The sequence below is a fragment of the Amycolatopsis sp. 505 genome (assembly GCF_031625235.1).
Taxonomy (GTDB): domain Bacteria; phylum Actinomycetota; class Actinomycetes; order Mycobacteriales; family Pseudonocardiaceae; genus Amycolatopsis.
Genome location: NZ_JACKQP010000002.1, coordinates 562,279 through 587,488, shown reverse-complemented (window position 1 = coordinate 587,488; position 25,210 = coordinate 562,279). Strand labels below are relative to the sequence as shown.

Annotated in this window: 22 protein-coding genes; 11 read left to right on the top strand and 11 right to left on the bottom strand. The window is 71.1% G+C overall.

Translation table 11 applies throughout. The annotated features are described in order from the left end of the window. Positions 1-61: 61 nt before the first annotated feature. Entirely contained in the window at positions 62-403 is a 342-nt protein-coding gene (locus tag H5965_RS09765) for a cupin domain-containing protein (RefSeq protein WP_310969173.1), read from the top strand. A gap of 136 nt (positions 404-539) precedes the next feature. Here H5965_RS09765 and H5965_RS09760 read toward each other — a convergent pair whose 3' ends face one another. The 3 genes from H5965_RS09760 to H5965_RS09750 all read right to left on the bottom strand — a co-directional run bounded on the left by H5965_RS09760 (position 540) and on the right by H5965_RS09750 (position 3,865). Further along, positions 540-1,037 (bottom strand): DUF6319 family protein, encoded by a 498-nt coding sequence (locus H5965_RS09760; protein WP_310969171.1) that lies wholly within the window; start codon positions 1,035-1,037, stop codon positions 540-542. A gap of 142 nt (positions 1,038-1,179) precedes the next feature. Next, on the bottom strand, positions 1,180-3,162 hold the full coding sequence (gene acs, locus H5965_RS09755) for an acetate--CoA ligase (RefSeq protein WP_310969170.1): 1,983 nt from the start codon (positions 3,160-3,162) through the stop codon (positions 1,180-1,182). A 100-nt stretch (positions 3,163-3,262) separates the two neighbouring features. Continuing rightward, positions 3,263-3,865 (bottom strand): GNAT family protein, encoded by a 603-nt coding sequence (locus H5965_RS09750; RefSeq protein WP_310969169.1) that lies wholly within the window; start codon positions 3,863-3,865, stop codon positions 3,263-3,265. Positions 3,866-3,978: 113 nt separating this feature from the next. Here H5965_RS09750 and H5965_RS09745 point away from each other — a divergent pair, with 113 nt between their 5' ends. After that, the gene (locus H5965_RS09745; RefSeq protein WP_310969167.1) at positions 3,979-4,476 is read left to right on the top strand and encodes a phosphoribosyltransferase; all 498 of its coding nucleotides are present in this window, start codon (positions 3,979-3,981) and stop codon (positions 4,474-4,476) included. Next, on the top strand, positions 4,473-5,195 hold the full coding sequence (locus H5965_RS09740; RefSeq protein WP_310969166.1) for an oxidoreductase: 723 nt from the start codon (positions 4,473-4,475) through the stop codon (positions 5,193-5,195). Before H5965_RS09745 ends, H5965_RS09740 begins: the two co-directional genes overlap by 4 nt. On the opposite strand, the gene H5965_RS09735 is transcribed toward H5965_RS09740, so the two are convergent. From H5965_RS09735 to H5965_RS09705, 7 genes are all read right to left on the bottom strand, one after another. Next, positions 5,192-6,283, bottom strand: a complete 1,092-nt coding sequence (locus tag H5965_RS09735) for a HoxN/HupN/NixA family nickel/cobalt transporter (protein ID WP_310969165.1) — start codon at positions 6,281-6,283, stop codon at positions 5,192-5,194. The two genes, H5965_RS09740 and H5965_RS09735, sit on opposite strands and share 4 nt — an antisense overlap. Before the next feature lie 52 nt (positions 6,284-6,335). After that, a complete protein-coding gene (locus tag H5965_RS09730; RefSeq protein WP_310969163.1) occupies positions 6,336-7,265 on the bottom strand; it encodes an N-acetylmuramic acid 6-phosphate etherase in 930 nt (309 codons plus the stop codon). Positions 7,266-7,288: 23 nt separating this feature from the next. Beyond that, positions 7,289-8,290: a MurR/RpiR family transcriptional regulator gene (locus H5965_RS09725; RefSeq protein ID WP_310969161.1), complete on the bottom strand. Its 1,002-nt coding sequence runs from the start codon at positions 8,288-8,290 to the stop codon at positions 7,289-7,291. A 211-nt stretch (positions 8,291-8,501) separates the two neighbouring features. Further along, positions 8,502-10,223: a serine hydrolase domain-containing protein gene (locus H5965_RS09720; RefSeq protein WP_310969679.1), complete on the bottom strand. Its 1,722-nt coding sequence runs from the start codon at positions 10,221-10,223 to the stop codon at positions 8,502-8,504. 47 nt (positions 10,224-10,270) lie between these two features. Continuing rightward, positions 10,271-11,527: a DUF1343 domain-containing protein gene (locus H5965_RS09715; RefSeq protein WP_310969160.1), complete on the bottom strand. Its 1,257-nt coding sequence runs from the start codon at positions 11,525-11,527 to the stop codon at positions 10,271-10,273. Beyond that, positions 11,524-13,263 carry a glycoside hydrolase family 3 N-terminal domain-containing protein gene (locus H5965_RS09710; protein ID WP_310969678.1) on the bottom strand — a complete coding sequence of 580 codons (1,740 nt, stop codon included), beginning with the start codon at positions 13,261-13,263 and terminating at the stop codon, positions 11,524-11,526. The genes H5965_RS09715 and H5965_RS09710 overlap by 4 nt, the downstream gene beginning before the upstream one ends. A gap of 766 nt (positions 13,264-14,029) precedes the next feature. Beyond that, positions 14,030-14,860 (bottom strand): HAD family hydrolase, encoded by an 831-nt coding sequence (locus tag H5965_RS09705; protein ID WP_310969158.1) that lies wholly within the window; start codon positions 14,858-14,860, stop codon positions 14,030-14,032. Positions 14,861-15,463: 603 nt separating this feature from the next. Between H5965_RS09705 and ssd the strand changes: the two genes are divergently transcribed. The 8 genes from ssd (at position 15,464) to H5965_RS09665 (ending at position 22,345) form a co-directional block, all read left to right on the top strand. Next, positions 15,464-16,531, top strand: coding sequence for a septum site-determining protein Ssd (gene ssd / locus H5965_RS09700; protein WP_310969156.1), 1,068 nt, complete (start codon positions 15,464-15,466; stop codon positions 16,529-16,531). Positions 16,532-17,213: 682 nt separating this feature from the next. Next, positions 17,214-18,365: a TadA family conjugal transfer-associated ATPase gene (locus H5965_RS09695; RefSeq protein WP_310969154.1), complete on the top strand. Its 1,152-nt coding sequence runs from the start codon at positions 17,214-17,216 to the stop codon at positions 18,363-18,365. A 64-nt stretch (positions 18,366-18,429) separates the two neighbouring features. After that, a complete protein-coding gene (locus H5965_RS09690) occupies positions 18,430-19,191 on the top strand; it encodes a type II secretion system protein (protein WP_310969152.1) in 762 nt (253 codons plus the stop codon). Beyond that, a complete protein-coding gene (locus H5965_RS09685; protein ID WP_310969150.1) occupies positions 19,188-19,904 on the top strand; it encodes a type II secretion system F family protein in 717 nt (238 codons plus the stop codon). The genes H5965_RS09690 and H5965_RS09685 overlap by 4 nt, the downstream gene beginning before the upstream one ends. Before the next feature lie 27 nt (positions 19,905-19,931). Next, complete coding sequence (locus tag H5965_RS09680; RefSeq protein ID WP_310969148.1) at positions 19,932-20,108, top strand: DUF4244 domain-containing protein; 177 nt, start codon at positions 19,932-19,934, stop codon at positions 20,106-20,108. 20 nt (positions 20,109-20,128) lie between these two features. Then, positions 20,129-20,458, top strand: a complete 330-nt coding sequence (locus H5965_RS09675; RefSeq protein ID WP_310969676.1) for a TadE family type IV pilus minor pilin — start codon at positions 20,129-20,131, stop codon at positions 20,456-20,458. Further along, positions 20,451-20,876: an Rv3654c family TadE-like protein gene (locus H5965_RS09670; protein WP_310969146.1), complete on the top strand. Its 426-nt coding sequence runs from the start codon at positions 20,451-20,453 to the stop codon at positions 20,874-20,876. The genes H5965_RS09675 and H5965_RS09670 overlap by 8 nt, the downstream gene beginning before the upstream one ends. 851 nt (positions 20,877-21,727) lie before the next feature. Then, the gene (locus H5965_RS09665) at positions 21,728-22,345 is read left to right on the top strand and encodes a bifunctional DNA primase/polymerase (protein ID WP_310969144.1); all 618 of its coding nucleotides are present in this window, start codon (positions 21,728-21,730) and stop codon (positions 22,343-22,345) included. Between the two features lie 81 nt (positions 22,346-22,426). On the opposite strand, the gene H5965_RS09660 is transcribed toward H5965_RS09665, so the two are convergent. Beyond that, the gene (locus H5965_RS09660; protein WP_310969675.1) at positions 22,427-24,868 is read right to left on the bottom strand and encodes a DEAD/DEAH box helicase; all 2,442 of its coding nucleotides are present in this window, start codon (positions 24,866-24,868) and stop codon (positions 22,427-22,429) included. Positions 24,869-25,210: the final 342 nt, after the last annotated feature.

The window sequence follows — 25,210 nt, the reverse complement described above, 5'->3', positions numbered from 1 at the left end:
ACATGCCTTACCTAAGCCGGTCCAGTGTGGACTCTCAGCTGCGCTGGGTCATGATGGGCGCATGGAAGAGCAGGTGTGGCAGCCGCTGGTCACGGTGGAGGGCTTGCCCTTGCTGGGCGGCGAGGGCCGCTTCCGGCTGCTGGAGCGAGCGGCGACCGGCCTGGCCTACTTGATCCACTACCCGGCGGGTGTTGCTTCACCGCCACACGCGCATGACCACGACTCGATCGTCTACGTCCTTTCGGGCCGCCTGCGAGGTGCGGTGGAGGGCGTGGAGGCCGTCCTCGAGCCGGGTGACTCGGTCGTGCACCCACGCGGGGTGACCCACCACGTCGAGGCGCTGACGGACGCGATGTGGGTCGAGTTCAAGTCCCCGCTGCCCGGCCGCCCGCCCATCGCCTGAGCCCGTGTCGTCCCTCCAATCACGCGTGTCGCCCCCTCAATCACGCGTGTCGCCCCCTCAATCACGCGCGTTGAGTGCGTGAAAGCGGAAACGCCCGGCCCGCGCGAGGCGGACCGGGCGTCTCCTGGAGTGAAGCTCAGGCGTCCAGCTCGGCGAGGGCCTGCTTGGCCTTCTCGAGCTCGGCCTCCAGCGCGGCGACCTTCGCGGCCTGCGCCTCGCGGGCCTGGTTGATCACCTCGTCGATCGGGCCGGACAGGTCGCTGTGCAGCTCCTTCGCCGCCCGCGAGACCGCCGCGGCCGGGATCTCGAGGCCTTTCGCGACCCACTTCGAGCCGTTCTTCAGCTCGGCCTGCCACTCGCCGTCGGCGGTGCCGGTGACCGTGAGGGTCAGTTCGACCGTGCGGGTCTTCTTCGCCGTCGACGCCGTCGCCGCGCCCTTCGGGCGGCCGCGCTTCGGCTTCGGGGCCTCCTCGGCGGCGGGCTCGGGCGAGTCCTCCGAGGGGGCCGGGGACGCGGACTCGGTGACGGCCGCCTCGTCGGTGGAAACCTCCGAAGCCGGAGCGGCCGGAGCAGCCGGAGCCTCGGCCGAAGCCGAAGTCATTTCCTCGTCGTGCGTCAGGACATCCACGGTCATCGTCGTGTCGTCTCCTTGCCCGGGAAGGGGGTGTGGTTCGCGGCACAGCGTAGAACATGCGTTCGACTCGTGCCACACGGGGTGTCATGACAGAGCCCTCCCGGCGCGAAGCCGGAAGGGCTCTGACGGCGAGAACGCTAGCTCACTCCTCCGACTTGCCCGACTTCAGGCCCGACGAGATCAGGTCCATCACCGACGAGTCGGCCAGCGTGGTGACGTCACCGACCTGCCGGTTCTCGGCGACGTCGCGCAGCAGGCGGCGCATGATCTTGCCCGAGCGCGTCTTCGGCAGCTCCGGCACGACCATGATCTGCCGCGGCTTCGCGATCGGCCCGATCTCCTTCGCGACGTGGTTGCGCAGCGCCTGGATGGCCTCCTCGCCGCCGTCGACGGCGTTGCCGCGCAGGATCACGAACGCCACGATGCCCTGGCCGGTCGTCGGGTCGGTCGCGCCGACGACCGCGGCCTCGGCCACCGTCGGGTGCGAGACCAGTGCCGACTCGACTTCGGTCGTCGAGATGCGGTGGCCGGACACGTTCATCACGTCGTCGACGCGGCCCAGCAGCCAGACGTCACCGTCGTTGTCGTACTTCGCGCCGTCGCCGGCGAAGTAGAAGCCCTGCTCCTTGAAGCGCGACCAGTAGGTGTCCTTGAAGCGCTCTTCGTCACCCCAGACACCCCGCAGCATCGACGGCCACGGCTTGTCGAGCACCAGGTACCCACCACCGCCGGGCCCGACCTCGTTGCCCTGGTCGTCGACGACCTTCGCGGAGATGCCCGGCAGCGCCTTCTGCGCCGAGCCCGGCTTGGTCGAGGTGACGCCCGGCAGCGGCGAGATCATGATCGCGCCGGTTTCGGTCTGCCACCACGTGTCGACGATCGGAGTCTTGCCCGCGCCGATGTTCTCGCGGTACCAGATCCACGCCTCCGGGTTGATCGGCTCGCCGACCGAACCCAGCACCCGCAGCGACGACAGGTCGTACTTCTCCGGGATCTCCGCGCCCCACTTCATGAACGTGCGGATCAGCGTCGGGGCGGTGTAGTAGAGGGAGACCTTGTACTTCTGGACGATCTCCCAGTGCCGGCCCTCGTGCGGGGTGTTCGGCGTGCCTTCGTAGACGACCTGCGTGACGCGGTTGGCAAGCGGGCCGTAGACGATGTAGCTGTGGCCGGTGATCCAGCCGATGTCCGCGGTGCACCAGTAGACGTCCTCGCCGGCCTTGTGGTCGAAGACGTTGTGGTGCGTGTACGCGGTCTGCGTCAGGTAGCCGCCGGAGGTGTGCAGGATGCCCTTCGGCTTCCCGGTCGTCCCGGACGTGTAGAGGATGAACAGCGGGTGCTCGCTGTCGAAGGCCTCGGGAGTGTGCTCTTCGGACTGTCCGTCGACGAGCTCGTGCCACCAGAGGTCGCGGCCGTCGGTCCACGGGACGTCGCCCTCGAGCTTGTCGCCGGTGCGCTTGACGACGATGACCTTCTCGACGGTCTCGGCGCCGTCGAGCGCTTCGTCGACGTTGGCCTTCATCGGCGCGGCCTTGCCGCGGCGGAACTGGCCGTCGGAGGTGATCACGATCTTCGCGGCGGCGTCGTCGACGCGGGCCCGCAGCGCCGTCGGCGAGAAGCCGCCGAAGACGACGTTGTGCAGCGCGCCGATCCTCGCGCACGCGAGCATCGCGAAGATGGCCTCGGGGACCATCTGCAGCTGGATCGCCACGACGTCGCCGGCCGTGACGCCCAGCGACGCGAGTGCGTTGGCAGCCTTGGAAACTTCGGTCTTCAGCTCGGCGTAGGTGATGTCCCGGGTGTCGCCCGGCTCGCCGACCCAGTGGATCGCGACCTGGTCGCCGTGGCCGGACTCGACGTGCCGGTCGACGCAGTTGTAGGCGACGTTCAGCTTGCCGCCGACGAACCACTTCGCGAAGGGCGCATTGGTCCAGTCCAGTACCGTGGTCCACTTCGTGTCCCACGTGAGCCGCTCGGCCTGCTTGGCCCAGAACGCTTCGCGGTCGGCGTCCGCCTCGGCGTAGAGATCGGCCTTCGCATTGGCCTGGCCAGCGAATTCGTCACTGGGCGGGAAGGTGCGGCTCTCGGTGAGCAGGTTGTCCAGGGCTGGGGACTGCTCGGTCATGGTTGCAAGGCCTCCTGTAGTGCGCCGACATGACGGCTAGCGGCACGCTAGCGACGTTAGTCCGCCTTGTAAAAGGTTGCACCCACGTTGGCCGGCCGGTTCACCGTGCCAGGCGAGCCGCGGTGACTAAGCGTTCGTTCAGCCGGGCCTTCGCGGCCGGCCACTCCGGCGCGAGCATCGAGTAGAGGACGGTGTCGCGCGACGACCCGTCCGGCCGGATCCGGTGCGCGCGCAAGACGCCTTCGCGAAGCGCGCCAAGCCGTTCGATGGCGCGTTGCGAACGGAGGTTCCGGATGTCCGTCTCCCACGCGACCCGTTGCGCGCCAAGGGTTTCGAACGCGTGCGTGAGCAGGAGCAGCTTCGACTCGGTGTTCAGCCCGGTGCGCTGCCAGTCCGCGCCGATCCACGTGTGGCCGATCGACAGGATCCGGTGCTGCTCGACGACCTGGTAGTACGACGTCGTCCCGGCGACCCGGCCGGAGGTGACGTCGATCTGCGCGAACGCCCGGCGATCGGGGTCGGCGAGCGCCTGCTCGACCAGCCGCTCGGCCGCGGGGAGGTCCTGCGGCTGCCGGCTGCTCAGCCACGCCCAGATGCCCGGGTCGGCGCCGGCTTCCAGGAGGCCCTTGGCGTGCTCGGGGGACAGCGGCTCCAGGCGGACGTGCTCGCCGGACAGGGTCGGTCGGGTGTTCCAGTCGCTCACGTGACCACGGTAGATCGGTCAGTGGCTGCTCCGGATAGCCAATTTCTGATCATTTTTAGAGGCCACTTCCGGGTTGCCTATGCTCGGCGGACCACGACGGAAGGACGGGCTCGATGGGCGAAGAGCGGGAAGAGCTGAGCTGGGAGCTGTTCGGCACGGCGAGCCGTGAACTGGCTCACACCATCGCCGAAGACGGCTTCGCGCCGGACCTCATCCTCTCCATCGCCCGCGGCGGCCTGTTCGTGGCCGGCGCGCTCGGCTACGCGCTCGACGTCAAGAACCTGCACGTGATGAACGTCGAGTTCTACACCGGCGTCGACCAGCGCCTCGACCTGCCGGTGATGCTGCCGCCGGTGCCCAACGTCGTCGACCTGACGAGCAAGAAGGTGCTGATCGCCGACGACGTCGCCGACACCGGCGCCACGCTCAAGCTGGTCCGCGACTTCTGCCTCGAGCACGTCGCCGAGGTCCGCTCGGCCGTCGTCTACGAGAAGCCGCATTCGACGGTGAAGTGCGAGTACGTCTGGCGGCACACCGACCGCTGGATCAACTTCCCGTGGTCGGTCCTGCCGCCCGTGGTCACCCGCGAAGGACAGGTGCTCGACGCATGAGCGACCCCCTGAAGCCCCTCCTCGACCTCGAAGGCGTCGCGGCGGCGGCGAAGTCCGCGCAGGACGCGGTGTTCGCGGTCCACCGCCTGCCCGCGAACCTCCGCGGCGGCGCGGCGACGGCGGCGGAGGCGTCCGTGCGCGCAGCTCGCGCATCGGCCGGCATCGAAGGCGCGAACCCGGAACTGCCCCTCGACGGCGCGGTCGCCGACCCGGTGCTGGCCGGTGCCCTGCGCGTCGCGGAGACCCTGGAGTCGCTGCTGCCGACGTGGCGCCGGGCGCCGCTGCAAGCGTTGGCCCGCCTGCACGTCCTGGCCGCGGCGGACCTCGTCGAAGACCTGGACGCGTTGGGGCGCCCGCACTCCGGCGGCGGCCGGCTGGAGCTGCTGGCCCAGCTGGTGACCGGGGCGACGTCGGTGCCGGGCCCGGTCCTGACGGCGGTCGTCCACGGGGAACTGCTGGCGCTCAAGCCGTTCGGCAGCGCGGACGGCGTCGTCGCGCGAGCCGCCGCCCGGCTGACGATGGTGGCGACGGGCCTGGACCCGAAGGCGTTGAGCGTGCCCGAAGTGGCGTTCTTCCGCCGGGTCCCGCGTTACCTCGAAGCGGCGAACGGATTCGCGAGCGGGACGCCCGAGGGCGTACGCGGATGGCTGCTCTTCTGCTGCGAAGCGTTCGAAGCCGGTGCGAGGGAAGCGAAGAGCATCTCGGACGCCGCTTCCTAACCGGACAGCTTCGCCGACCACTTCTCTTCGATCCGCCCGAACCGCCACACCGCCAGTGCGACGGCCCACGTCAGCACGAACAGCCCGACGATCCCGAACCCGACGTAGTCCAGGTTCACCGAGGCGATCGCGGCGAGCGGCCCGGACGTGATGTCCAGCTTCTCGGCGAGGATCGACACCAGCTCGATCGTCCCGATGAGCAGCGCCACCGCGACCGACAGCGCGGTCACCGTGATGTTGTAGAAGATCTTGCGCACCGGCTTCGCGAACGCCCAGCCGTAGGCGAAGTTCATGAAACAGCCGTCCACGGTGTCGAACAGGCTCATCCCGGCCGCGAACAGGATCGGCAGCACGAGGATCGCGTACCAGGGCAGCGCGAACGTCGCCGCGCCCGCGGCCAGCACGAGCAGCCCGATTTCGGTCGCCGTGTCGAAGCCCAGCCCGAACAGCAGCCCGACCGGGTAGATGTGCCACGGCTTGCGCACGGCCTTCGTCGCCCCGCGCAGCAGGCGGTTCATGAGGCCGCGGTTGTCCAGCTGGTGCTCCAGCGCGGCCTCGTCGAACTCGCCGCGGCGCATCTGCCGGAACACCCGCAGGATCCCGACGAGCACCACCAGGTTGAGGATCGCGATCACGTACAGGAACACGCCGGACACCGACGTCCCGATCACGCCGGTCGCCTGGTGCAGCGCCGACGAGTCGTCCTCGACCTGCCCGGCCAGCGCGCGGACGCCCAGCGACAGCAGCAGGCACAGCACGAACACGATCGTCGAGTGCCCGAGGGAGAACCAGAACCCGACCGACAGCGGCCGCTGGCCGTCGCCCATCAGCTTGCGGGTCGTGTTGTCGATCGCGGCGATGTGGTCGGCGTCGAACGCGTGCCGCATGCCCAGCGTGAACGCCGTGACGCCCAGCCCGATCCCGAACACGCCGGACGTGCCCAGCGCGTAGTGGTGCGGCGCGACGAACGCCGTGAGCACGCCCCAGCCCACGACGTTCAGCAGCAGGATGACTCCGCCCATCCCGCCGATCGACACCCACTCGCGACGCGACAGCCTGCGCCGCGAGTCCTCGTCCGTGCCCGCCATCGCCACCTGCCCTTCCTCATCTGAGAGGTTAGACAGATGAACAGGTGAAGATCTAGCTCGCTCGCACCCTGAGAGAGTCCAGCGCCTTGCGCACGTGCCCGCCGGACGCGTGCAAAGCCTTCGCGGCGCTCTTGACGTCCTCGCCGGACAGCAAGTGCACCAGCGCCACCTTGAGGTCGCCCCCGGCCTCGGTGAGCGCGTCCGAGCAGTCCGCCATCGTCATGCCGGTGGCTTCCTGCAGGATCCGGATGGTCCGGCCGCGCAGCTTCGCGTTCGTCGCCCGCATGCTGACCATCAGGTTGGAGTAGGTCCGGCCCAGCTTGATCATCGTCGCCGTGGAGAACGACGTCAGGATCATCTTCTGCGCCGTGCCCGCCTTCATCCGGGTCGAGCCGGCGATCGCCTCCGGACCGGTGTCGACGGCGATGAGCACGTCCACCCCGGCCGGCTTCGCGGCCTTGGCGTTGCCCGAGACCAGCCCGGTCCGGGCACCCTGGCGGGACGCCGCCAGCAGCGCACCCAGCACGTACGGCGTCCTGCCCGACGCCGTCAGGCCCAGCACGAAGTCGCCGGGCTGCACCATCGCGGCCATCTCGGCGGCCCCCGCCGCCGAGTCGTCCTCCGCGTTTTCGACGGCGTGCCGCAGCGCGCGCTCACCGCCGGCGTGGTGCGCGATGAACCAGTCGCCCGGCACGTTGAACGTCGGCACCAGCTCGGCCGCGTCCAAGGTGGCCAGCCGCCCGGACGTGCCCGCGCCGACGTAGTGCACCCGGCCCCCGGCCCGCAGGGCGTCCACCGCGTAGTCCACCGCGCGCGCCACCTGGGGCAGCACCGCGGCCACGGCACCGGGGACCGTGCGGTCCTCGGCGTTGATCGCGCCCAGGATCCCCGCGGTGGACATCAGGTCGATGTCCTTGGTGCGGGGATTGCGGGTCTCGGTCGGCGAATCGACGTGCACCGCCTGCACGGGGACGGTCATCATGCGCCTCACAGTTTCTCCGGTCATTACTTGCCGGTTTCCCGCGGACGGCGACGACCGTCCGGCCTGACCCCCAAGCGGTGCGAGCCGACTGCGTCCCTGGTCGCGTCCAGTGCGCTGACCGACGCGTCCATGTGCCGCTGTGCGACCCCGATGAACAGGCAGTCGATGACGGTGAGCTGGGCGATCCGGCTCGCCGTCGCTCCCGAACGGAACGTGGTTTCCCGGGCCGCGGTCGTCAAAACATGATCGGCGACCTCGGTGATCGGGGAGCGGGGGAAGTTCGTCACGGCGATGGTGATCGCGCCGTGCTCGCGCGCCACGCGCAGCGCCTCGACGGTGTCGGTGGTCGCGCCGGTGTGCGAGACGCCGATCGCGACGTCACCGGGGCTCAGCACCGCGGCCGAGGTGAGCATGATGTGCGTGTCCGACCACGCGAAGCACACGCGGCCGATGCGGTGCAGCTTCTGCTGCAGGTCGGCGGCGACGAACGCGCTGGCGCCCACGCCGTAGACGTCCACGCGGCCGGCGTTCGCGACGACCTCGATCACCCGCTCGAGGGTGGCGACCTCGAGCTGGTCGGCCGTCTCCTCGACGGCACGGGCGTCGGCGAAGCTGACCTTGCCGATCACGGCGGCCAGGTCGTCCTCCGGGCCGATCTCGCCGCCGAGGTTGCGCGTGGTGCGCGCCTCGGTGCGCGCGGTGTCCGCGGCCAGCGCGATGCGCAGCTGCGGGTACCCGCCGACCCCGACGGCCTTGCAGAACCGGGTCACCGTGGTCTCGCTCGTGTTGGCGGCCAGGGCCACCTCGGTGATGCTGCGCCGCGCCACCGAGGCGGGGTCTTCCAGCACCACCTTGGCCACGCGCTGTTCGGCGCGGGCCAGGCCGGGGAGCAGGGACCGGATCCGCACCAGCGGGCTGGAGTCGGCGTCCCGCACGGCCGTCTGGACCGATACGGGCTCGGACGGTGCCGTGCCGACTACGGATTCGGTATCACTCACCGTCGGAAAGTTACTAACCGTTGGCATCTGCGACAAGGCTACCCACACCCTTCGGTCGGATCGCAACCCGTCCGTGTCTGCGGATCTGGATTTGCGATTAATCACTGACCAGAAAGTCGCCAACCAGGTCGACCTTGTTAACGAGGTCAAGCTAACGACTTGGCAACTTAGTGTCGCGGTGCAAGCGGCAAGGGGACGGTAAAATCCGGCTTGTGGTGGACGTTCGGCGACCGGCCGGTCACCGAGAGGTCAACTGCCAACCCTCCGCAGCGAAAACGGCCGGGTCTCGTTCACCGTCGAGGAGTGATCGGCCGCTCTCGGTGACTTTCACACCGTCCACCGAAACTCCTCGTCCCGTGTAACTCGGGTCGGTGCTGTAACGCCAGCGGAGGCTCACCGACGTGCCCTGCGGCAGCGTGCCCACCGCCTTCCACCAGGCGCGGTGCCCGTGTCCGGAGAGCGACGTCACGATTCCGGAGGGTGCGCCCGGTCCCGAAACCGATAGGGCGATCGGTTGCCAGTTAACGCCGTCGGTGCTCGCTTGCAGCTGAAGTGGATCTCCCTCGCCTTCGGTGTCCACGAAGGCAGCGAACGAGACGCGTGCTTGATCACTATGCGTGGTGAAAACCCGGGTACTCAGCGTAGCGACGGCGGCGTTACCGAGCGTGCTCGTCCAGGCGTCCTTCCCGGCCACCGGCCGCACCGCCATGGCCCTGGCCAGCGACGTCGCCCAGATCTGGCGGGCGGTGTTGATCGAGCCCCAGTTCCGGCTCGGGTGCACCCGGTTGGTCAGCAGGATCGCGAACGACCGGGATTCCGGGTCGATGACCAGCGTCGTTCCCGTGTAGCCGGTGTGCCCGGCGGTGACCGGCGACGCCAGCGCGCCCATGTACCAGGGCTGGTCGAGCTCGAAGCCGAGGCCGTGCGAGTCGTCCGGGAACTGCTGGTTGTAGTTCGTGAGCAGCTGCCGGACGGTGTCCTGCCGCAGGATCCGGTGCCCGCGGTAGCTGCCGCCGTTGAGGATCGCCTGGGCGAGCGTGGCCATGTCGCCGGCGGTGCTGAACACGCCGGCGTGCCCGGCGACGCCGCCGAGCGACCACGCGTTCTCGTCGTGCACGCTGCCGCGCACCATCCCGCGCGGCGGGTTCGCCTGGAACTCCGTCGCGGCGATCCGGGCCAGCTTGGCGGCGGGCGGGTTGTACCCGGTGTCGGTCATGCCGAGCGGTGCGGTGATCCGGTCGTGGACGACCTTGTCGAGCGATTGCCCGGTCAGCTTCTCGACGATGAAGCCGAGCGTGAGCAGGTTGATGTCCGAGTAGAGGTACGTCGTGCCCGGCTTGTTCTTCAGCGGGCTGTCGAGCACCGCCTGCCGGCGCGACGGGATGTCCGGGTAGCCCGCCCAGAGCGACGGGATCGGGTCGGCGTCGAACCCGGAGACGTGCGTGAGCAGCATCTTGACCGTGATGGCGGCCTTGTCGCCGGTGGCGAACTCCGGGAAGAACCGGCTGACCGGCGTGTCGATGGTGAACTGCCCGCGTTCGACCAGCTGCATGACGGCGATCGAGGTGAACAGCTTCGAGATCGAAGCCATGTCGAAGATCGTGTCGTTCTTCATCGGGACCTGCTGGTCCGCGGGCAGTTCGGTGCCTGCCGCGTCGGCGTACCGCAGCGCGCCGCCGACCGCGTACCGGTCGACGACGACGCCGTCGTGCGCGAGGAGGCCGACCGCCCCGGAGAAGTGCGGGTGCCCGGACGCGTCCGGCCTCGTCCAGCTCGCCAGGAAGTCCTCGGCGGCCTTCACCGGCGCCGGGTCGAGGCCGACGTCCTGGGGCCGGCCGTCGCGCAGCGTCGTCCACGGCGGGGCGAACCCCTGCTGCGGCCGGTCGAAGCGGCCGGCCGCCGGATCGTGGCTGGTGATGGCGCTGGCTCCCGAGGTCAGAGTGGTCAGCGCGACCAGCACGCCGGTGGCCGCGACGAGCACCTTCCTAGCACGCACGAGTCTCCCCCTCAGTGGTAGAGCAGGTAGTGGCGGCGTCTCCGGTCGAACCCGGCCAGCTCGGCCCGCCAGGCGCCGGTGACCTCGTCGACGCCCGCGCCGGCGTCGATCATGGTCCGGAGCCGGTCGGACCCGGACAGCTTGTCGATGTAGTTGTCGGGCCGCCAGGCGAACACCTCCGGGTGCAGGGCCTTCGCCGTGACGAGCATGGCGACCGCGGTCCGGATCGCGTCGAAGGCACGTGGGTCGCTGACGGACAGCTGCACGCCGCCGCACGTCTGGTTGACGAACTTGCTGAACGTCGGGACGAAGTAGGTCTCGCGGAACTTCGCTCCGGGCAGCTGCTCGTCTTCGAGCTTCTCGCGCCAGCGCCAGTCGAGCCCGGGCGCGCCGATGATCTCGAACGGCCGGGTCGTGCCGCGGCCCTCGGAGAACACCGTGCCCTCGAACATCCCGGTGCCCGGGTAGACGAGCGCGGTGTCCGGCGTCGGCATGTTCGGGCTCGGCAGCACCCAGTTCAGCCGGGTTTGCGCGAAGAGCGTGTCGCGCTGCCAGCCGCGGACCTGGACGACGTCGAGCTTCAGCTCTTCACCCGGCAGGAACTCCCCGCCGAAGAAGCGGGCGAGCTCGCCGACGGTCATGCCGTGCTGCTGCGCGATCGGCTGCCGCCCGATCCCGGAGGCGAACTTCGGGTCGAGCACCGGCCCGGCCGCGCGGCCGCCGAGCGGGTTCGGCCGGTCGAGCACGACGAAGGCGGCTTCGACCTGCGCCGCGGCCACCATCGCGGTGTAGAGCGACCAGATGTAGGTGTAGAAGCGCGCGCCGACGTCGGCGATGTCGAAGACGACCGTGTCGACGCCCGCCTTGGTGAACAGCGAAGCCAGCTTCGCCGCGTCGACGCCGTACGCGTCGTAGACCGGGACGCCGGTGCGAGGGTCGGTGTAGTCGCCTTCGGAGCCGCCGGCCTGCGCGCTGCCGCGGAAGCCGTGTTCCGGGCCGAAGGCCGCCACCGGTTTCACGCCGGCGGCGACCATCGAGTCGACGATGTGGTCGCCGTTCAGCAGGACGCCGGTCGGGTTCGACAGCACGCCCAGCTTGCGGCCTGTGAGGGAGCGCCAGCCCTGCGCGGCCAGCTGCTCCGCGCCGGTGAGGACCCGGTCGGCTTTCTCCGCTGCTTCGGGTTGGGCTCCGGCGACGGCCGAGCCGCCCGCCAGCACGGGGACGGCGAGCGCGCTCGCGCCGAGGAAGTGCCGCCGGTTGAGGTTCACCAGGTCAGCCCGTGGCCGAAGGGGTACTTCACGGTCTGCACGTCGGCGCCCGCCGGGATGTCGACCGGCAGCTTCCCGACCGGTTTCGTCTCGCCGAGGATGACCTTGGCCAGCGCCTCCAGGGTCGGCCCGATGTAGCCGTAGGTGGCCAGCCACGTCTTCACCGCGCTCGGGTAGCCGGCGTCGTACGGGATCTGCGCGGCGACCGCGACGACCGGCTTCCCGGTGGCCTGGAGGGCGTCGAGCAGCTTGGTCTGCAGGGGGTAGGTGGCGATGTTGTTCGTCAGCACGACCACGAGGTCGGCGGTCTGTGCCTTGGCGACGGCCTGCGCGACCTGGGCGTCCGTCGGCGTCTGACCGGTCTGGTAGGCCGTCGCGGCCGTGCCGTGGGCGGTCAGCTTCTGCGCGAGGGTCGTGGTCGTGGAGACGCCCCAGCCGGTGACGAGCGTGGTCGCGGGCTTCTGCTTCAGGGGCAGGAGACCGGCGTCGTTCGCGACGGCCGTGATGCCGCGGTCGGCGATGTCCTGGGCGGTCGCGAGGTTCGACGGCGTGCCGACGGTCTTCATCACCCGGTTCGGGTCGACGAACGGCGAGAAGAGGATGCCGCTCTTGAACTTGAGCTTGAGCACGCGCAGCACGCTCTGGTCGATCCGCCGCATCGGGATGTCACCGGACTTCACCGCGGCGAGGACCGAGTCGATGGCGACGTCGAGGTGCACCGGCATGAGCAGCTGGTCGACACCGGCCTTCAAGGCGAGGACGGGGATCTCGGCGTCGCTGTGCAGCTCGCGCACGCCCTGCATTTCGAGCGAGTCGGTGATGACGACGCCGTCGTAGCCGAGTTCGCCGCGCAGCTTCCCGGTGACGATCGGCTTCGACAGCGTCGCGGGTTCGAGCGACGGGTCGAGGCTGGGGAACTGGATGTGCGCGGTCATGATCGAGTCGACGCCGGCCTTGATGGCGGCCTTGAACGGCGGCACGTCGGTGGCCCGCCACTGCGCCTCGGTGCTGTCGATGCGCGGCAGCCCGGTGTGGCTGTCGGTCGGCGCGGCGCCGTGGCCGGGGAAGTGCTTGGCCGTCGCCGCGACGGACTTCTCGAAGCCCTTGACCTCGGCCGTGACGAAGTCGCCGGCCAGGCCGGGCTGCCCGGAGAAGGACCGGACGCCGATGACCGGGTTGACGGGGTTGGAGTTGACGTCCGAATCGGGCGCGAAGTCCTGGTTGATGCCGACGGCCCGCAGCTCCCGGCCGAGGATGGTGGCGGCCTGCGTCGCCCGGTTCGTGTCCCGCCCGGCGGAAATGGCCATGGCGTTCGGGAACTCGGTGGCCGGCGCGCCCATCCGCGTGACGGTGCCGCCTTCCTGGTCGGCGGCGATCTGCAGCGGGATGTGCGCCCCGCTCGTGACGGCGGCCTTCTGGAGGCCGTTGGACAGCTTGGCGACCTGCACGGGATCGTCGAAGTTGTCGCGCGAGTCGTTGTTGAAGTAGATGACCCCGCCGAGGTGGTACTTCGCGACGACCTGCGCGGGGGTGTCGACGCCGAAGTCGACCTGGTTCTTCGGGTTGACCTCGTCGGCGGTCTTGCCGTTCACCCAGGTGACGAACAGCTGCCCGACCTTCTGCTCGAGCGTCAGCCCGCGCAGGGCCTGCGTCGCGGCGGCCTCGGCCTGCGCGTCCACGCTCACGCTCGGTGCACTCGCCGCGGTCGCGACACCCACACCGGTGAAGGCGAGCACCCCCACGACGGGCAGGGCGAGCGCATGGAACCTCCGATTTCGGGTCGTCACGACTCAGCCTCCCAGAAAGTAGCGGGCGCCGTCGGACGTGAGAAGTCCACTCGGAGGCGCCAGTATCGGGAAGCTACTCACCGAATCCGGCGATGTCCATCGGCCGACCGCACGAACGCGCCAGTCGTACCCGGATCGGTAGCAAACCCACCGCCCGTGTCGACCCTTCAATCACGCGTGTCGACCCCCCAATCACGCGTGTCGACCCCCCAATCACGCGTGTCGACTCCCCAATCACGCGTGATGCCCTGCCAGTCACGTGAGATGCCCCGGCCCGCCCGTCTCCTGCGCCGGCACGACCCCCCAAATAGACGAGGCGGCGCCCGTAGCCGAAGCCACGGGCGCCGCCTGCAAGCGCGAACTTCTCGGGCGACCAAGCGTGCAACTCTGGTCGTACCTACATGGACTCGGCGTGTGGCGTCCCACTACGCAGTCCCTAGACGACGAGCCTCCCGCGGCGCGCTGCGCGTGGGTACCCGGAGTCCGCGCACGGAGGTTTGCCGGGGTGGAACAGGCTTCTCTTCTACCTGTTCCCTGGCCGACCGAACGTCCGCACCTACTTTCTACGCCGTGAGCCCGGTCACTTCAAGTGCGCGGACGGGTGCACCGGTACAGAGGCTGGATCGGGTGACACGGGCACCCTCCGCGACGGACAATTCGGGGCTGGGCCAAGCAAAGCGGAGGCCGTACGGCCGTGTGGGTGGCGGGTGTCCGGTTAGCGCGACCGACGGCGACGGCTGAGGCCGTACCAGGTCGCTCCGGCGGCCACCGCGCCGACGCCGAGGGCCACCATTCCGGCCGATCGCGTCGGGATCCGGGTGCGCAGCGACATCGGCCGGTCGAAGGCCAGGATCGGCCAGCCGCGCTCGAGTGCCTCCCGCCGCAGGAGCTTGTCCGGGTTGACCGCGTGCGGGTGCCCGACGACCTCGAGCAGCGGGATGTCGGTGCTCGAGTCGGTGTAGGCGAAGCACTCGGCGAGGTCGTAGCCGTACGTAGCGGCGAGTTGCTTCGCAGCGACGGCCTTGTTGGCCCCATAGCAGTAGAAGTCGACTTCGCCGGAGTAGCGGCCGTCGACGATCTGCATCCGCGTGGCCACGCTCCGGGTCGCGCCGAGCATCTCCGCCACCGGCGCGACGACCTCTTCGCCGGTCGCCGACAGCACGATCACGTCGTGCCCGTCTTCGCGGTGACGCGCGATCAGCTCCGCCGCCTCCGCGTACACGAGCGGGTCGACGACGTCGTGCAGCGTCTCGCGCACGATCGCCGAAACCTGGGCGACGTCCCAGCCGGCGCACAGCGCGGAAACTTCGGCGCGCAGCCGCTCGGTTTTGTTCTCATCAGCACCCGCGAGTGAGAACACAAGCTGCGCGTATGCGCTTCGCAACGCCGCGCGACGGTTGATCAACCCTTCTTTGAGGAGGGGCTTGCTGAACGCCAGCGCGCTCGACGAAGCGATGATCGTCTTGTCCAGGTCGAAGAACGCGGCCACCGCGTGCTCCGGGCCCGGCTTCCGGATGCGCGACGGCGCGCTGCTCGGTTCGGCCACCCGCCCAGGATAGGAGCTTGATCGCGGGGCGTCCCGTTGATCCACCACACGCGCGTCGCGCCGGGCGGAAAATCCATGACAGGCAGGCACTTCGGGCGGGCTGTGCCGTTATCGAACTGTGTGCCTCATCCGATGCGCGAACCGGCGCCGGGCGGAGTTACAGTGAGGGAGCCCGGTGTCCAACCGGGCCGGTTCAGTCCGACCCCCCGGGGCTGAACCCACGGCGGCCCCCGTCCCTCCCCCCTGGCGGGGGCCGCCCTCTTACCTCCCGATTGCCTTTCCCGGTTCGGTTTCCGGTTTTCGCGCCGAGACCTTTTTGCCTTCCGCTTACCTTCGGCCTTTCCCATCGCCTTGTGAATCATCGATCGCGAAGCGCACGGAATCTTCGCGTGCGGATATCCGTGCTCATTTCCACCGCAGATGCGTCGATCCTGCCACGTGCCACCCACGGAACCGGTTCGAAAGGGGCGCACGGGCGGCAGTTGTCCACAACACCCCGGTTGTCCACAGCCGGCCGCCCGACCCGTTGTGCCGCCCCATCCCCGCCCGCGACGGTGGAACCCGGGCCACCCACGGCCCGCACCGACGACGGGGGAGGAACGCATGACGGGGGAACGACCGCTGGTGATCGCCGCGGACGAAACCGTGCTCGACGAGATACTGCGCGTGGCCGCGGTCGCGGGCTGCGAGCTCGACAGCGCACCGGACCTGACAGCGGCGAGCGGGCGCTGGGCCCGAGCGCCGCTGGTGGTCCTCGACGAAGAAGCCGTGCGGCACCCACCGGCCCTGCCCCCGCGCGGCGGGGTCCTGCTGGTCTGCAAGGGCAGCCCGGGTCCGGAGACGTGGGAGCACGCGTTCCGCGGCGGCGTGGAGCGCGTGATCTCGTTGCCCGACGAGGAAACCGCGTTGGCCGGCGCGTTCGCGGACGTCGTTGAAACACCGGCGGAGCAACCCGGCCTGGTCCTCGGCGTGGTCGGCGGCCGCGGCGGCGCGGGCGCGTCGGTGTTCGCGGCCACCCTGGCGCTGACGGCCGCCCGCGACCCGGGAGGCGCGTTGCTGCTGGACTGCGACCCCCTCAGCGGCGGTCTGGATGTGTTGCTCGGCTTGGAAAAGACGCCCGGAACACGCTGGCCGGACGTCCAGCTGAGCGGCCGGGCATCGGTCTCCTCACTGGCGGCGGCCCTCCCACAGCGAAGCCACCGCGGCAGCAGCCTCCCGGTGCTCGCCTCCGGCCCCGAAGGCAAGGGCCCGGACGTCGAGTCGTTGTCGGCGATCCTGACCGCAGGCCGCCGCGCGGGCCGGACTGTGGTGTGCGACCTCCCGCGCAGTCTCGACGAGGCGGCCGAGGAGGTGGCGCTGAGGGCCGACCTGGTCCTGCTGATGGTGCCGATGGAGTTCCGAGCCTGCCTGGCGGCGAAGAAGGTCCTGGGACGCCTGTCGAAGCTGACGGCGCGCATCGGCATCGTGGCATGTGGACACTCGAAGGACCCGTCCGTGACCACGGAAACCCTGATCGGCCCACCCCTGATGGCCTCAATGCCCCCGGAGCGCAACCTCTGGGGAGCCGTGGAGCGCGCGGAGTTCCCCACGAAACCAAGAGGCCCACTGGCGACAACGGCCGCGCAGATCCTTCAGACAGCCCGCCGCGAAGCCCAGGCGGCCGCCCGATGACCCCCACAGCGGCCGGTCTCCGCACCAAAACCGCCCCGACGAGGGTGTCGGACCTGTTGCTGCCAACGGTCATCAGCCTCCTGACCCGAGCCCCGGCAAGAGCGGAAGCGTTCTCAGCACTGCTACAGCCCGAGCCGGAGCCTTCGGCTTGCTCACGCCTGTCGCCAGGCACCCGCGTCACCGCAGCGCACGGGGACCACGCTGCCACACCGCCGCGCTCCGCTCCGCGCGCCGACCCGCCGCCTGGCACTCGCGTCACTGCAGCGCGCGGTGGCGAGTCGGCGATCCGCCGCTCTGCCACGCCACCGAGCTCCACTTCGCGCGCCGACCCGCCGCCTGGCACTCGCGTCACTGCAGCGCGCGGTGGCGAGTCGGCGATCCGCCGCTCTGCCACGCCACCGCGCCCCGACCCGCCGCCCGGCACTCGCGTCACCGCAGCACGCGGCGGCCACTCGGCGATCCGGCGCCCTTCCACACCGCCGCGCCTCACCCCGCGCGCCGACCCACCGCCTGGCACTCGCGTCACCGCAGCACGCGGCGGCTGCTCGGCAGTCCGCCGCTCTGCCACACCGGCGCGTTCCACTTCGCGCGCCGACCCGCCGCCCGGTACCCGCGTCACTGCAGCACGCGACCACCCACCGGCCATCCCGCAACCCACGCACCGACCAAGACGGGCAACCCCATGACCACCGACTTCGTGGACCGCGTCCGCAACCGTCTCGCGGGCGACCGCCGCCGAGCCGATCCGGTCGCCGTCGCGACCGCCGTCCGCGCCGAAGCGGGCGGTGCCCTCGGCCACGACGCCGTGCTCGACGCGGCCCGCCAAGCCCGCGACGAGTTCGTCGGGGCCGGCCCGCTCGCCCCGCTCCTCGACGACCCGGCGACCACCGACGTGCTCGTCACCGGCCCGGCCGAGGTCTGGACCGACGGCCCGCAAGGCCTCACCCGCACCGGGATCCGCTTCAAAGGCGAAGAATCCGTCCGCCGCTTGGCCCAGCGCCTCGCCCTCGCAGCCGGACGCCGCCTCGACGACGCGCAGCCCTACGTGGACGGCTGGCTTCCGGGTACCGGCCCCCACGGCCGCATCCGCGTGCACGCCGTGCTCCCGCCGATCGCGGCCGGCGGCACCTGCCTGTCCCTCCGCGTCCTGCGCCCGGCGACGCACGACCTCACTGCCCTCGGCGAACTCGGCGCGTTCGACGAGGCCGGAGCCAAGCTGCTCCGCAACGTCGTCTCGAGGCGCGCGGCATTCCTCGTCACCGGCGGCACGGGCGCGGGCAAAACCACGCTCTTGGCCGCGCTGCTCGGCGCCGTCGACCCGGGCGAACGCATCGTCTGCGTCGAGGACGCCGGCGAGCTGCAGCCCGCGCACCCGCAGTTCGTCAGCCTCGTCGCCCGTCCGCCCAATGTGGAGGGTGCGGGCGCGGTCGGCCTGCCCGAGCTCGTGCGCCAGGCGCTGCGCATGCGCCCTGACCGGCTCGTGGTCGGCGAAGTCCGCGGCGCCGAAGTCGGCGCACTGCTCACCGCGCTCAACACCGGCCACGACGGCGGCGCCTGCACCATCCACGCCAACTCCCCGGCGGAGGTGCCCGCTCGCATCGAGGCGCTGGCGGCGCTCGGCGGCCTCGGCCGCGATGCCGTGCACAGCCAGCTCGTCGCCGCGATCCGCGTGGTGCTGCACATGCGGCGCGAACCGGGTGGCCGCCGTCGCCTCGCCGAGGTCGGTGTCCTCCGCCCCGAACACGGCCGGGCTCGGGTCGTGCCGGTGTGGCGCGCGGGCCGGTGGACGGTTGACCGGCACCTCTTCCCGACATCGGGGGCGATCGCGTGCTGAGTCTTCTGCTGGTGCGGATTTCGTTGCTGCTGAACGCCTTCCCGCGCAATCGAAGGAGGCGGCGATGATCACCCCGTGGCTGCCGCCGCTGTGCGTGGGCGCGGCCCTGGCCTGCTGGCCCGCGGCGCCGAGCCGGTTCCAGGTCATGATCTCGCCGACGGCCACCATCCGGAAGCTCCACGGGTGGCGCGCCGTCCGCTGGCTGCTGCCGACTGCCCTCGCCGGCTTGCTGGCGGGAGCGGGCGGCGCGATCGCCGCCGGTGTGCTGACGCTGGCTTGGAGCCAGGAGTGGCGAGCCCACCACCGGGCTACCGCGGACCTGGCGATGGCCATCCACACCGCGACCGCGTTGCGGACGATGGTCGCCGAGCTCCGAGCCGGCGCCCACCCGGTCACGGCGGCAGAAGCCGCCGCGGACGTGGTCCCAGCGCTGGCGGGAGACCTCCGCGCCCTGGCGATGGCGGCCAGGCTCGACACCGAGCTGCACGCGCCGGCGCTGCCGCACCTGGCCGCGGCCTGGACGTTGGGCCAACGCCACGGCCTCCCGATGGCCGACGTCCTCGACGCGGCCCGCCGCGACGCCGAGGCAGGCGTGGCGTTCGCCCGCCGGATGCGCGCGAAGCTCGCCGGGCCCCGCGCGAGCGCGGCGGTGCTCACCGGGCTGCCGGTCCTGTGCGTGCTGCTGGGGGAGGCCATGGGCGCGGCGCCGCTGCCCGTGCTGACCGGCAGCACGCCGGGCCAGGTGCTGCTGGTCGCCGGGTGCCTCCTGCTCTGGGCGGGCACGGCCTGGTGCCGGGCCCTGACCGGACGGGTGCGAATCCGATGACCGCGATCGCGCTCCTCTTCTTCGCCGGGGCCCTGCTGAGCTGGCCGGACGAAACCATCGCGCGGCGCTTCGCCCGGCTGACCGACGGCCCGAAGCCCGTCCGCAAGGGGCACCGCGCACTACCGCCCATCGCGGCGGCAGTGGGCGGAGTCTCGACAGCGGTGCTGGTCGGCGGGGTCACCGGAGTGGTGGCAGGCACGATCGTGACGGCAACCGGGTGGTGGGCGATCCGCCGCAGCCGGCGGCCACGATCACCGGCCGTCGACATCGCCGCCAAGCTGCGGCTGGCGGGAACACTCGACCTCCTCGCCGCCTGCCTGCGCGCCGGGCTGCCGGTGCCTTCGGCACTGGAGGCCGTGGCCGGTGCGGCGCCCGCGGCGGCGAGGGCGGCGCTGAGCTCGACGGCCGGACTGCTCGCCCTCGGCTCCCGGCCGGACGAGGCGTGGGCGCCGGTGCGGGCCGTCCCGGGCCTCGGCGAGCTGGCCGCCGCGGCGATCCGGACGTCCCGGTCGGGCGCGGCCTTCGCCACGGCGGCCGGCGACCTCGCCGGGCGGTTCCGCGACGAGCTGGCCACCGAAGCCGAGGAGCGGGCCGAGAAGGCCGGGGTGACGCTGGCTCTGCCGGTCGGTCTGTGTTTCCTGCCGGCCTTCTTCTGCCTGGGCGTGCTGCCGGTCGTCCTCGGCCTCGCGGGACGGCTCGGCCCGCTGTTCTGACCACGAACCCATAGGAAGGGAAACCCCATGCGCGCGTTCCGCCGCCGCTTCCGCTCGGACGACGGTTCCACGACGGTCGAGTACGCCATCGTCACGGTCGCCGTCGCGGCCTTCGCCGCCGTCCTCTATTCCTTGCTCACCGGGGACTCGGTCGTCTCATGGCTGACGAACCTGGTCATGAAGGCCTTGGCGGTGCCGTCATGAGGCACAGGGACGAGGGCTCGGTGACGGTCGAGGCAGCACTCGGCTTGGCCGGCCTGACGGTGGTGACGGTCCTCCTGGTCGCGGCGCTGGCCGTGCTGACAAGCCAGCTGCGCTGCACGGACGCGGCCCGCGAGGCGGCGCGCCTGCTGGCCAGAGGCCAGCCGCAGGAGGCAACGGCCGCGGTCCACCGGATCGGCCCACCGGGCGCGGACCTGGCGTTCGAGCAAATCGGCGACGAGATAACGGCCAAGGTGACGGCCCATCCGGCGGCCGGCTTCCTCCCGGACATCCACCTCGACGCAACGGCCTACGCGGTGGCCGAGCCGGGCACGGAGGTGACGAATGGCTGACAGTCAGGTCCCCGACAGAGGAGCGGCCACCATCTGGACGGCCATGGCGGTGGCGGCCCTGACGGTCGTGGCAACGCTGGCGATGTGGCTAGGGGCGACGGTGATGGCGCGCCACCGAGCGGAGTCAGCGGCCGACCTGGGCGCCCTGGCGGCGGCCTCCCACGCGAGCGAAGGCCCGGTCCGCGCATGCGAGCGCGCAAGATGGGTGGCCGACCGGATGCGAGTGACGCTCCGGACCTGCCGCTGGCAACAGCTCGACGCACTGGTCGAGGTCGAGGCAAGCACCCCGGCGATCGCGGGCTTGCCAAGACCCTCCGCCCACGCCCGCGCAGGCCCGGCGGCCGAACCAGCACGTTCAGCCCCGGCAATCTCGACGGACAACCTCGGCAGCACGCCCATCCGCCCACCCCACGGCTGAACCCGACGCGCGCCGCGGCGGCATGCCCTCCGCCTCGTGCGCGGCTGAACCGACGCGCGGCCTCGGCGGCACGCTCCATCCGCCACCCAGGGGGAGCTGCCGCACGCAGCCCGTCATCGCGCACCTGCGACACCCGTCGCCCGTCCGCGACTTCCGTCGCGCAACCGCGACACCTGCCGTGCTCGGCGATGCCTGTCGCGCACCCGCGACACCTGCCGTGCTCGGCGATGCCTGTCGCACACCCGCGACACCTGCCGTGCTCGGCGATGCCTGTCGCCCATCCGTGACACCCGTCGCGCACCCGCGACAACTCTCGCGCACGGGTGATGCTCGTCGCCCATCCACGACACCCGCGACAGCGGCTCCCACCCGCGAGCCCCGCTCACCGAGGTACCCACCCCTCAGCCCCGTCGCGCCTCGGCGACAGCGCAACCACGCTCGACCCGAGCCGCCCGGCGGACGCCGACCGGTCGGTATGGGGCGGTGACCGGCTGATCCGCGCGTGCGGGCGATGAGCGGCCGATTGTCACGGGCAGCGGTCGTTGGTGCACGGCGAGCGGTCGAATCGGCTGCTCACCTGGGCCGAAGCGGCGTCTCCACCGCCCCGGACGAGCGGCGGCAAACCCCGCGGATCCCGGAGTTTGCCGCGACGAACGGTCCGTGTGCGGTCGCCGTTCGCCGTCCATCCGCGCCCGGGGGTTCGGTCGGGCCGTACGGATCACTGGGCGTTCATCGCCTCGTAACCACCGGTTGTCGCGCGGGGGTTCCGGGCAATGTGCAACTTGCCGTTAAGTGAGATGTGCGACACCACGGGGTCGCGGAGAACCGGAACTTGAAGGCAGGAAACACTGATGTTGGACGCGAATTGGCCGGACAGCTGGCGCGGTGCCTTCCGCATCGAACTGCGGGCGGAGGCGATCGGTCTCGCTTGGCGCGGCTGGCCGGTGCTCCCGGGTGTCGACCCCGCTCCGCTCACCGGTGGCGACGACCTCACCTGGCGCCGTCCGGTTCCGGCCATCGACGCCTGGCGTGAGCAGATCGGCACCCACGCCCACGAAGTCGCCACCTGGTTCTCCGACCGCACCCACAGCCTGCTCGTCGCCACCGGCACCGTGCTCGACGCCATCGAGGTCGACGACGAAATCGGCAAGCGCGCCTGCCGCCTCCTCCGCGCCATCGGCCACCCCGCGCCGATCATCGCGCTGCCGAACGGCCGCTGGCTCTTCCTGACCACCGTCGCCGACCACGTGCCGGCCGAGCTGGCCTCGCGCGCCGGCATCCAGTGGCACGGCAAGGACAGCTACATCCCGCTGCCGCCGTCGCCGTTCCAGCATGGTGTCGTGCACTGGCGCGTCAAGCCCGAGGTCTGCGGCTGGCAGCTGCCGGACGCCGCCGAGGTGCACGACGTGCTCGTCCGTGCGCTGGCCGGCGCCGAAGCCCCGCAGCTGGTCCAGACCACCGCGGCCTGAAACCGGACCACCGCCGCCGGCCGGTCCCAGCCCGGCCGAGGCGGAGCAGGACACAACTCCATGGACCACCAAGTGGCCGTTCTAGGCACCGTGTTGACGCAACGCCCCGAGCACGGTGTCCAGTACAGCCACCGCCCCCGCCTTGTCCAGCGGCTCGTTGCCGTTCCCGCACTTCGGCGACTGGACGCAGGACGGGCATCCCGTCGGGCACTCGCAGGAGACGATCGCCTCCCGCGTTGCGGCCAGCCACGGGACAATCGCGGCATAACCGCGTTCGGCAAATCCCGCACCCCCGGGATGCCCGTCATGCACGAACACCGTCGCCTCCCCGGTGTCTTCGTGCCACGCGGTACTCACCCCGCCGATGTCCCACCGGTCGCACGTAGCGAACAGCGGTAGCAGGCCGATCGCCGCGTGCTCGGCGGCATGCAGGGCACCGGGGACCCGTGCCGGAACCAATCCGGCACCCCCCGGTGTCCTGCCACCCTCGCGAACGGGCCCCCGACCGTTCGCCTGGGTCTCCTCCCCGGTCCCCACCGGCCCCGCAGATTCGGTCCCCACCCGATGGCCCCCGGTCCCCACCTCGCCATCCGAACCAGCGGAACCAACCGAACCAGCCGAGTCGCCGGAACCGAGCAGCGAAGACGACACCGTGTACCAGACCGCACGGGTCCGCAGGCTCTGCTCCGGCAGATCGAGCGGCGTGTGGTCCAGGACCTCCCCGGACGGCCGTCGTCGCAGGTACCCGACCACCTGCGACGTCACGGCCACCTCGCCGAGGCAGACGCTCACCCCGCCGAAGTCCTGCTTTTCCTGGGTGCCCAGCACCGAGATGTCCACGATCTCGCGCGGCGTCGTCGTCCAGTCCGGGTTCTCCGCGTGGACCAGTGCCAGCCCCTGGTCCAGGTCCAGCTCGTCGACGACGTACGACGACCCCTGGTGCAGGTACACCGCGCCGGGGTGCACGGCGAAGCAGGCCGACCCCGGGTCGACCGTTCCGAGCATCCGGCCGGAGTCCGCCTCGACCACCGCGATCTGCTCCCCGCCGGTGCCGCGGATGCCGACTTCGGCGTGCGGCCGGTCCCGCGACGTCCAGTACCAGCCGCTCGACCGGCGCCGCACCAGCTTCTGCTCCGCCAGCTCGGCCAGCACCTCCTGGGCGGCCGCGCCGCCGAAGACCTCCAGCTCGGGCAGCGTCAGCGGCAGTTCGGCGACGGCGCACGCGAGCTGCGGCGCCAGCACGTACGGGTTCGCGGGGTCGAGCACCGCCGTCTCCACCGGCCGCGAGAGCAGCGCCGCCGGGTGGTGCACCAGGTAGGTGTCGAGCGGGTCGTCCCGCGCGACGAACACCACCAGCGCCGAATCGCCGGAGCGACCCGCCCGGCCGGCCTGCTGCCAGAACGAGGCGAGCGTGCCCGGGTAACCGGCCAGCACCACCGCGTCCAGGCCCGCGATGTCGACGCCCAGCTCCAGCGCGTTCGTCGTCGCGACGCCCAGCAGCCGGCCCGACAACAGTGCCGCCTCCAGCGCGCGACGCTCTTCCGGCAGGTAACCAGACCGATACGCCGCAACGGTTTCCGACAACACCGGGTCCACTTCGGACAGAATGCGGCGCGCCCCCAGCGCCGCCAGTTCCGCGCCCCGCCGCGACCGGATGAACGCCAGCGACCGCGCGCCTTCCAGCACCAGGTCGGCGAGGATCCGCGACGTCTCCGCCCCGGCCGAACGCCGGACCGGCGCCCCGTTCTCCCCGGTCAGCTCCTCCAGCAGCGGCGGCTCCCACAGCGCGACCGTCCGGGCGCCGCGCGGCGAAGCGTCCTCCGTCACGGCGACACAAGACACGCCCGTCAGCCGCGAGGCGAACGAAGCCGGCGAAGCCGTCGTCGCCGAAGCGAGCACGAAGACCGGCGAAGCGCCGTAGTGCTCGGCCACCCGCCGAAGCCGGCGAAGCAGCAGGGCGACGTGCGAGCCGAAGACGCCGCGATAGCTGTGGCACTCGTCGACGACCACGCAGCTGAGCCGCCGGAAGAACGTGGCCCACCGGCCGTGCGCCGAGAGGATCCCGCGGTGCAGCATGTCCGGGTTGGTGAACACCCAGTTCGCGTGCGCGCGCACCCAGTCGCGCTCGGCCATCGGCGTGTCCCCGTCGAACGACGCCGCCCGCACCCCCGGCACGTCCAAAGAGGACACCGAACGCAGCTGGTCCGCGCCCAGCGCCTTCGTCGGCGACAGGTACAGGGCGTTCGCCTTCTCGCCCGCGGCCAGCCGCGACAGCACCGGCAGCTGGTAGGCGAGCGACTTCCCCGATGCCGTTCCGGTCGAAATCACTACGTGCCGGCCCTCGTACGCGTGCGCCGCCGCCTCCGCCTGGTGCGCCCAGGGCGCCGAGACGCCGCAGTCACGCAGCGCAGCGACGACCGCCGGATCCGCCCACGACGGCCACTCTGCGTAGCGCGCGGCGCGACCCGGCAGGTCCGCGACGTGCGTGACCGGGTGCTCGCGCGACGGGATGCCGGCGGTCACCCGCCTCAGCAGCCGCTGCCCACGTGATTCGTCCACCCGCCGAGCTTGGCACAGGGGTACGACAGTTCTGGCATCCCCAGCTGCGCCAACGGATCGGCGAAAGGGTGATCGATCAAGTGAGGAGGCTCACAAGGTAACGGAATGTACCGTCACCGGGACGGCGTGAAGACGCTGGTTGCGATACCAATACACTCCCGCAATCCACACCCTCTGTGGTGAGCGTCATGTGAGACGTGCATTGCTGCCCGGCTAGCGTGTCGCTCGGTACAGGGTCCATGCCAGCGCCGGCCGTGTCGAACCCTCGGCTTGCCGTCGACGCTGGCGCACGGCGACGTCTCATGG

Coding starts and splice junctions, on each gene's coding strand:
- H5965_RS09740 (WP_310969166.1), top strand. CDS start 4,473: ATGAGCGACCCCCTGAAGCCCCTCCTCGACCTCGAAGGCGTCGCGGCG.
- H5965_RS09680 (WP_310969148.1), top strand. CDS start 19,932: ATGCGCGCGTTCCGCCGCCGCTTCCGCTCGGACGACGGTTCCACGACG.
- H5965_RS09690 (WP_310969152.1), top strand. CDS start 18,430: ATGATCACCCCGTGGCTGCCGCCGCTGTGCGTGGGCGCGGCCCTGGCC.
- H5965_RS09745 (WP_310969167.1), top strand. CDS start 3,979: ATGGGCGAAGAGCGGGAAGAGCTGAGCTGGGAGCTGTTCGGCACGGCG.
- H5965_RS09760 (WP_310969171.1), bottom strand. CDS start 1,037: ATGACCGTGGATGTCCTGACGCACGACGAGGAAATGACTTCGGCTTCG.
- H5965_RS09695 (WP_310969154.1), top strand. CDS start 17,214: ATGACCACCGACTTCGTGGACCGCGTCCGCAACCGTCTCGCGGGCGAC.
- acs (WP_310969170.1), bottom strand. CDS start 3,162: ATGACCGAGCAGTCCCCAGCCCTGGACAACCTGCTCACCGAGAGCCGC.
- ssd (WP_310969156.1), top strand. CDS start 15,464: ATGACGGGGGAACGACCGCTGGTGATCGCCGCGGACGAAACCGTGCTC.
- H5965_RS09730 (WP_310969163.1), bottom strand. CDS start 7,265: ATGATGACCGTCCCCGTGCAGGCGGTGCACGTCGATTCGCCGACCGAG.
- H5965_RS09725 (WP_310969161.1), bottom strand. CDS start 8,290: ATGCCAACGGTTAGTAACTTTCCGACGGTGAGTGATACCGAATCCGTA.
- H5965_RS09685 (WP_310969150.1), top strand. CDS start 19,188: ATGACCGCGATCGCGCTCCTCTTCTTCGCCGGGGCCCTGCTGAGCTGG.
- H5965_RS09670 (WP_310969146.1), top strand. CDS start 20,451: ATGGCTGACAGTCAGGTCCCCGACAGAGGAGCGGCCACCATCTGGACG.
- H5965_RS09735 (WP_310969165.1), bottom strand. CDS start 6,283: ATGGCGGGCACGGACGAGGACTCGCGGCGCAGGCTGTCGCGTCGCGAG.
- H5965_RS09665 (WP_310969144.1), top strand. CDS start 21,728: ATGTTGGACGCGAATTGGCCGGACAGCTGGCGCGGTGCCTTCCGCATC.
- H5965_RS09765 (WP_310969173.1), top strand. CDS start 62: ATGGAAGAGCAGGTGTGGCAGCCGCTGGTCACGGTGGAGGGCTTGCCC.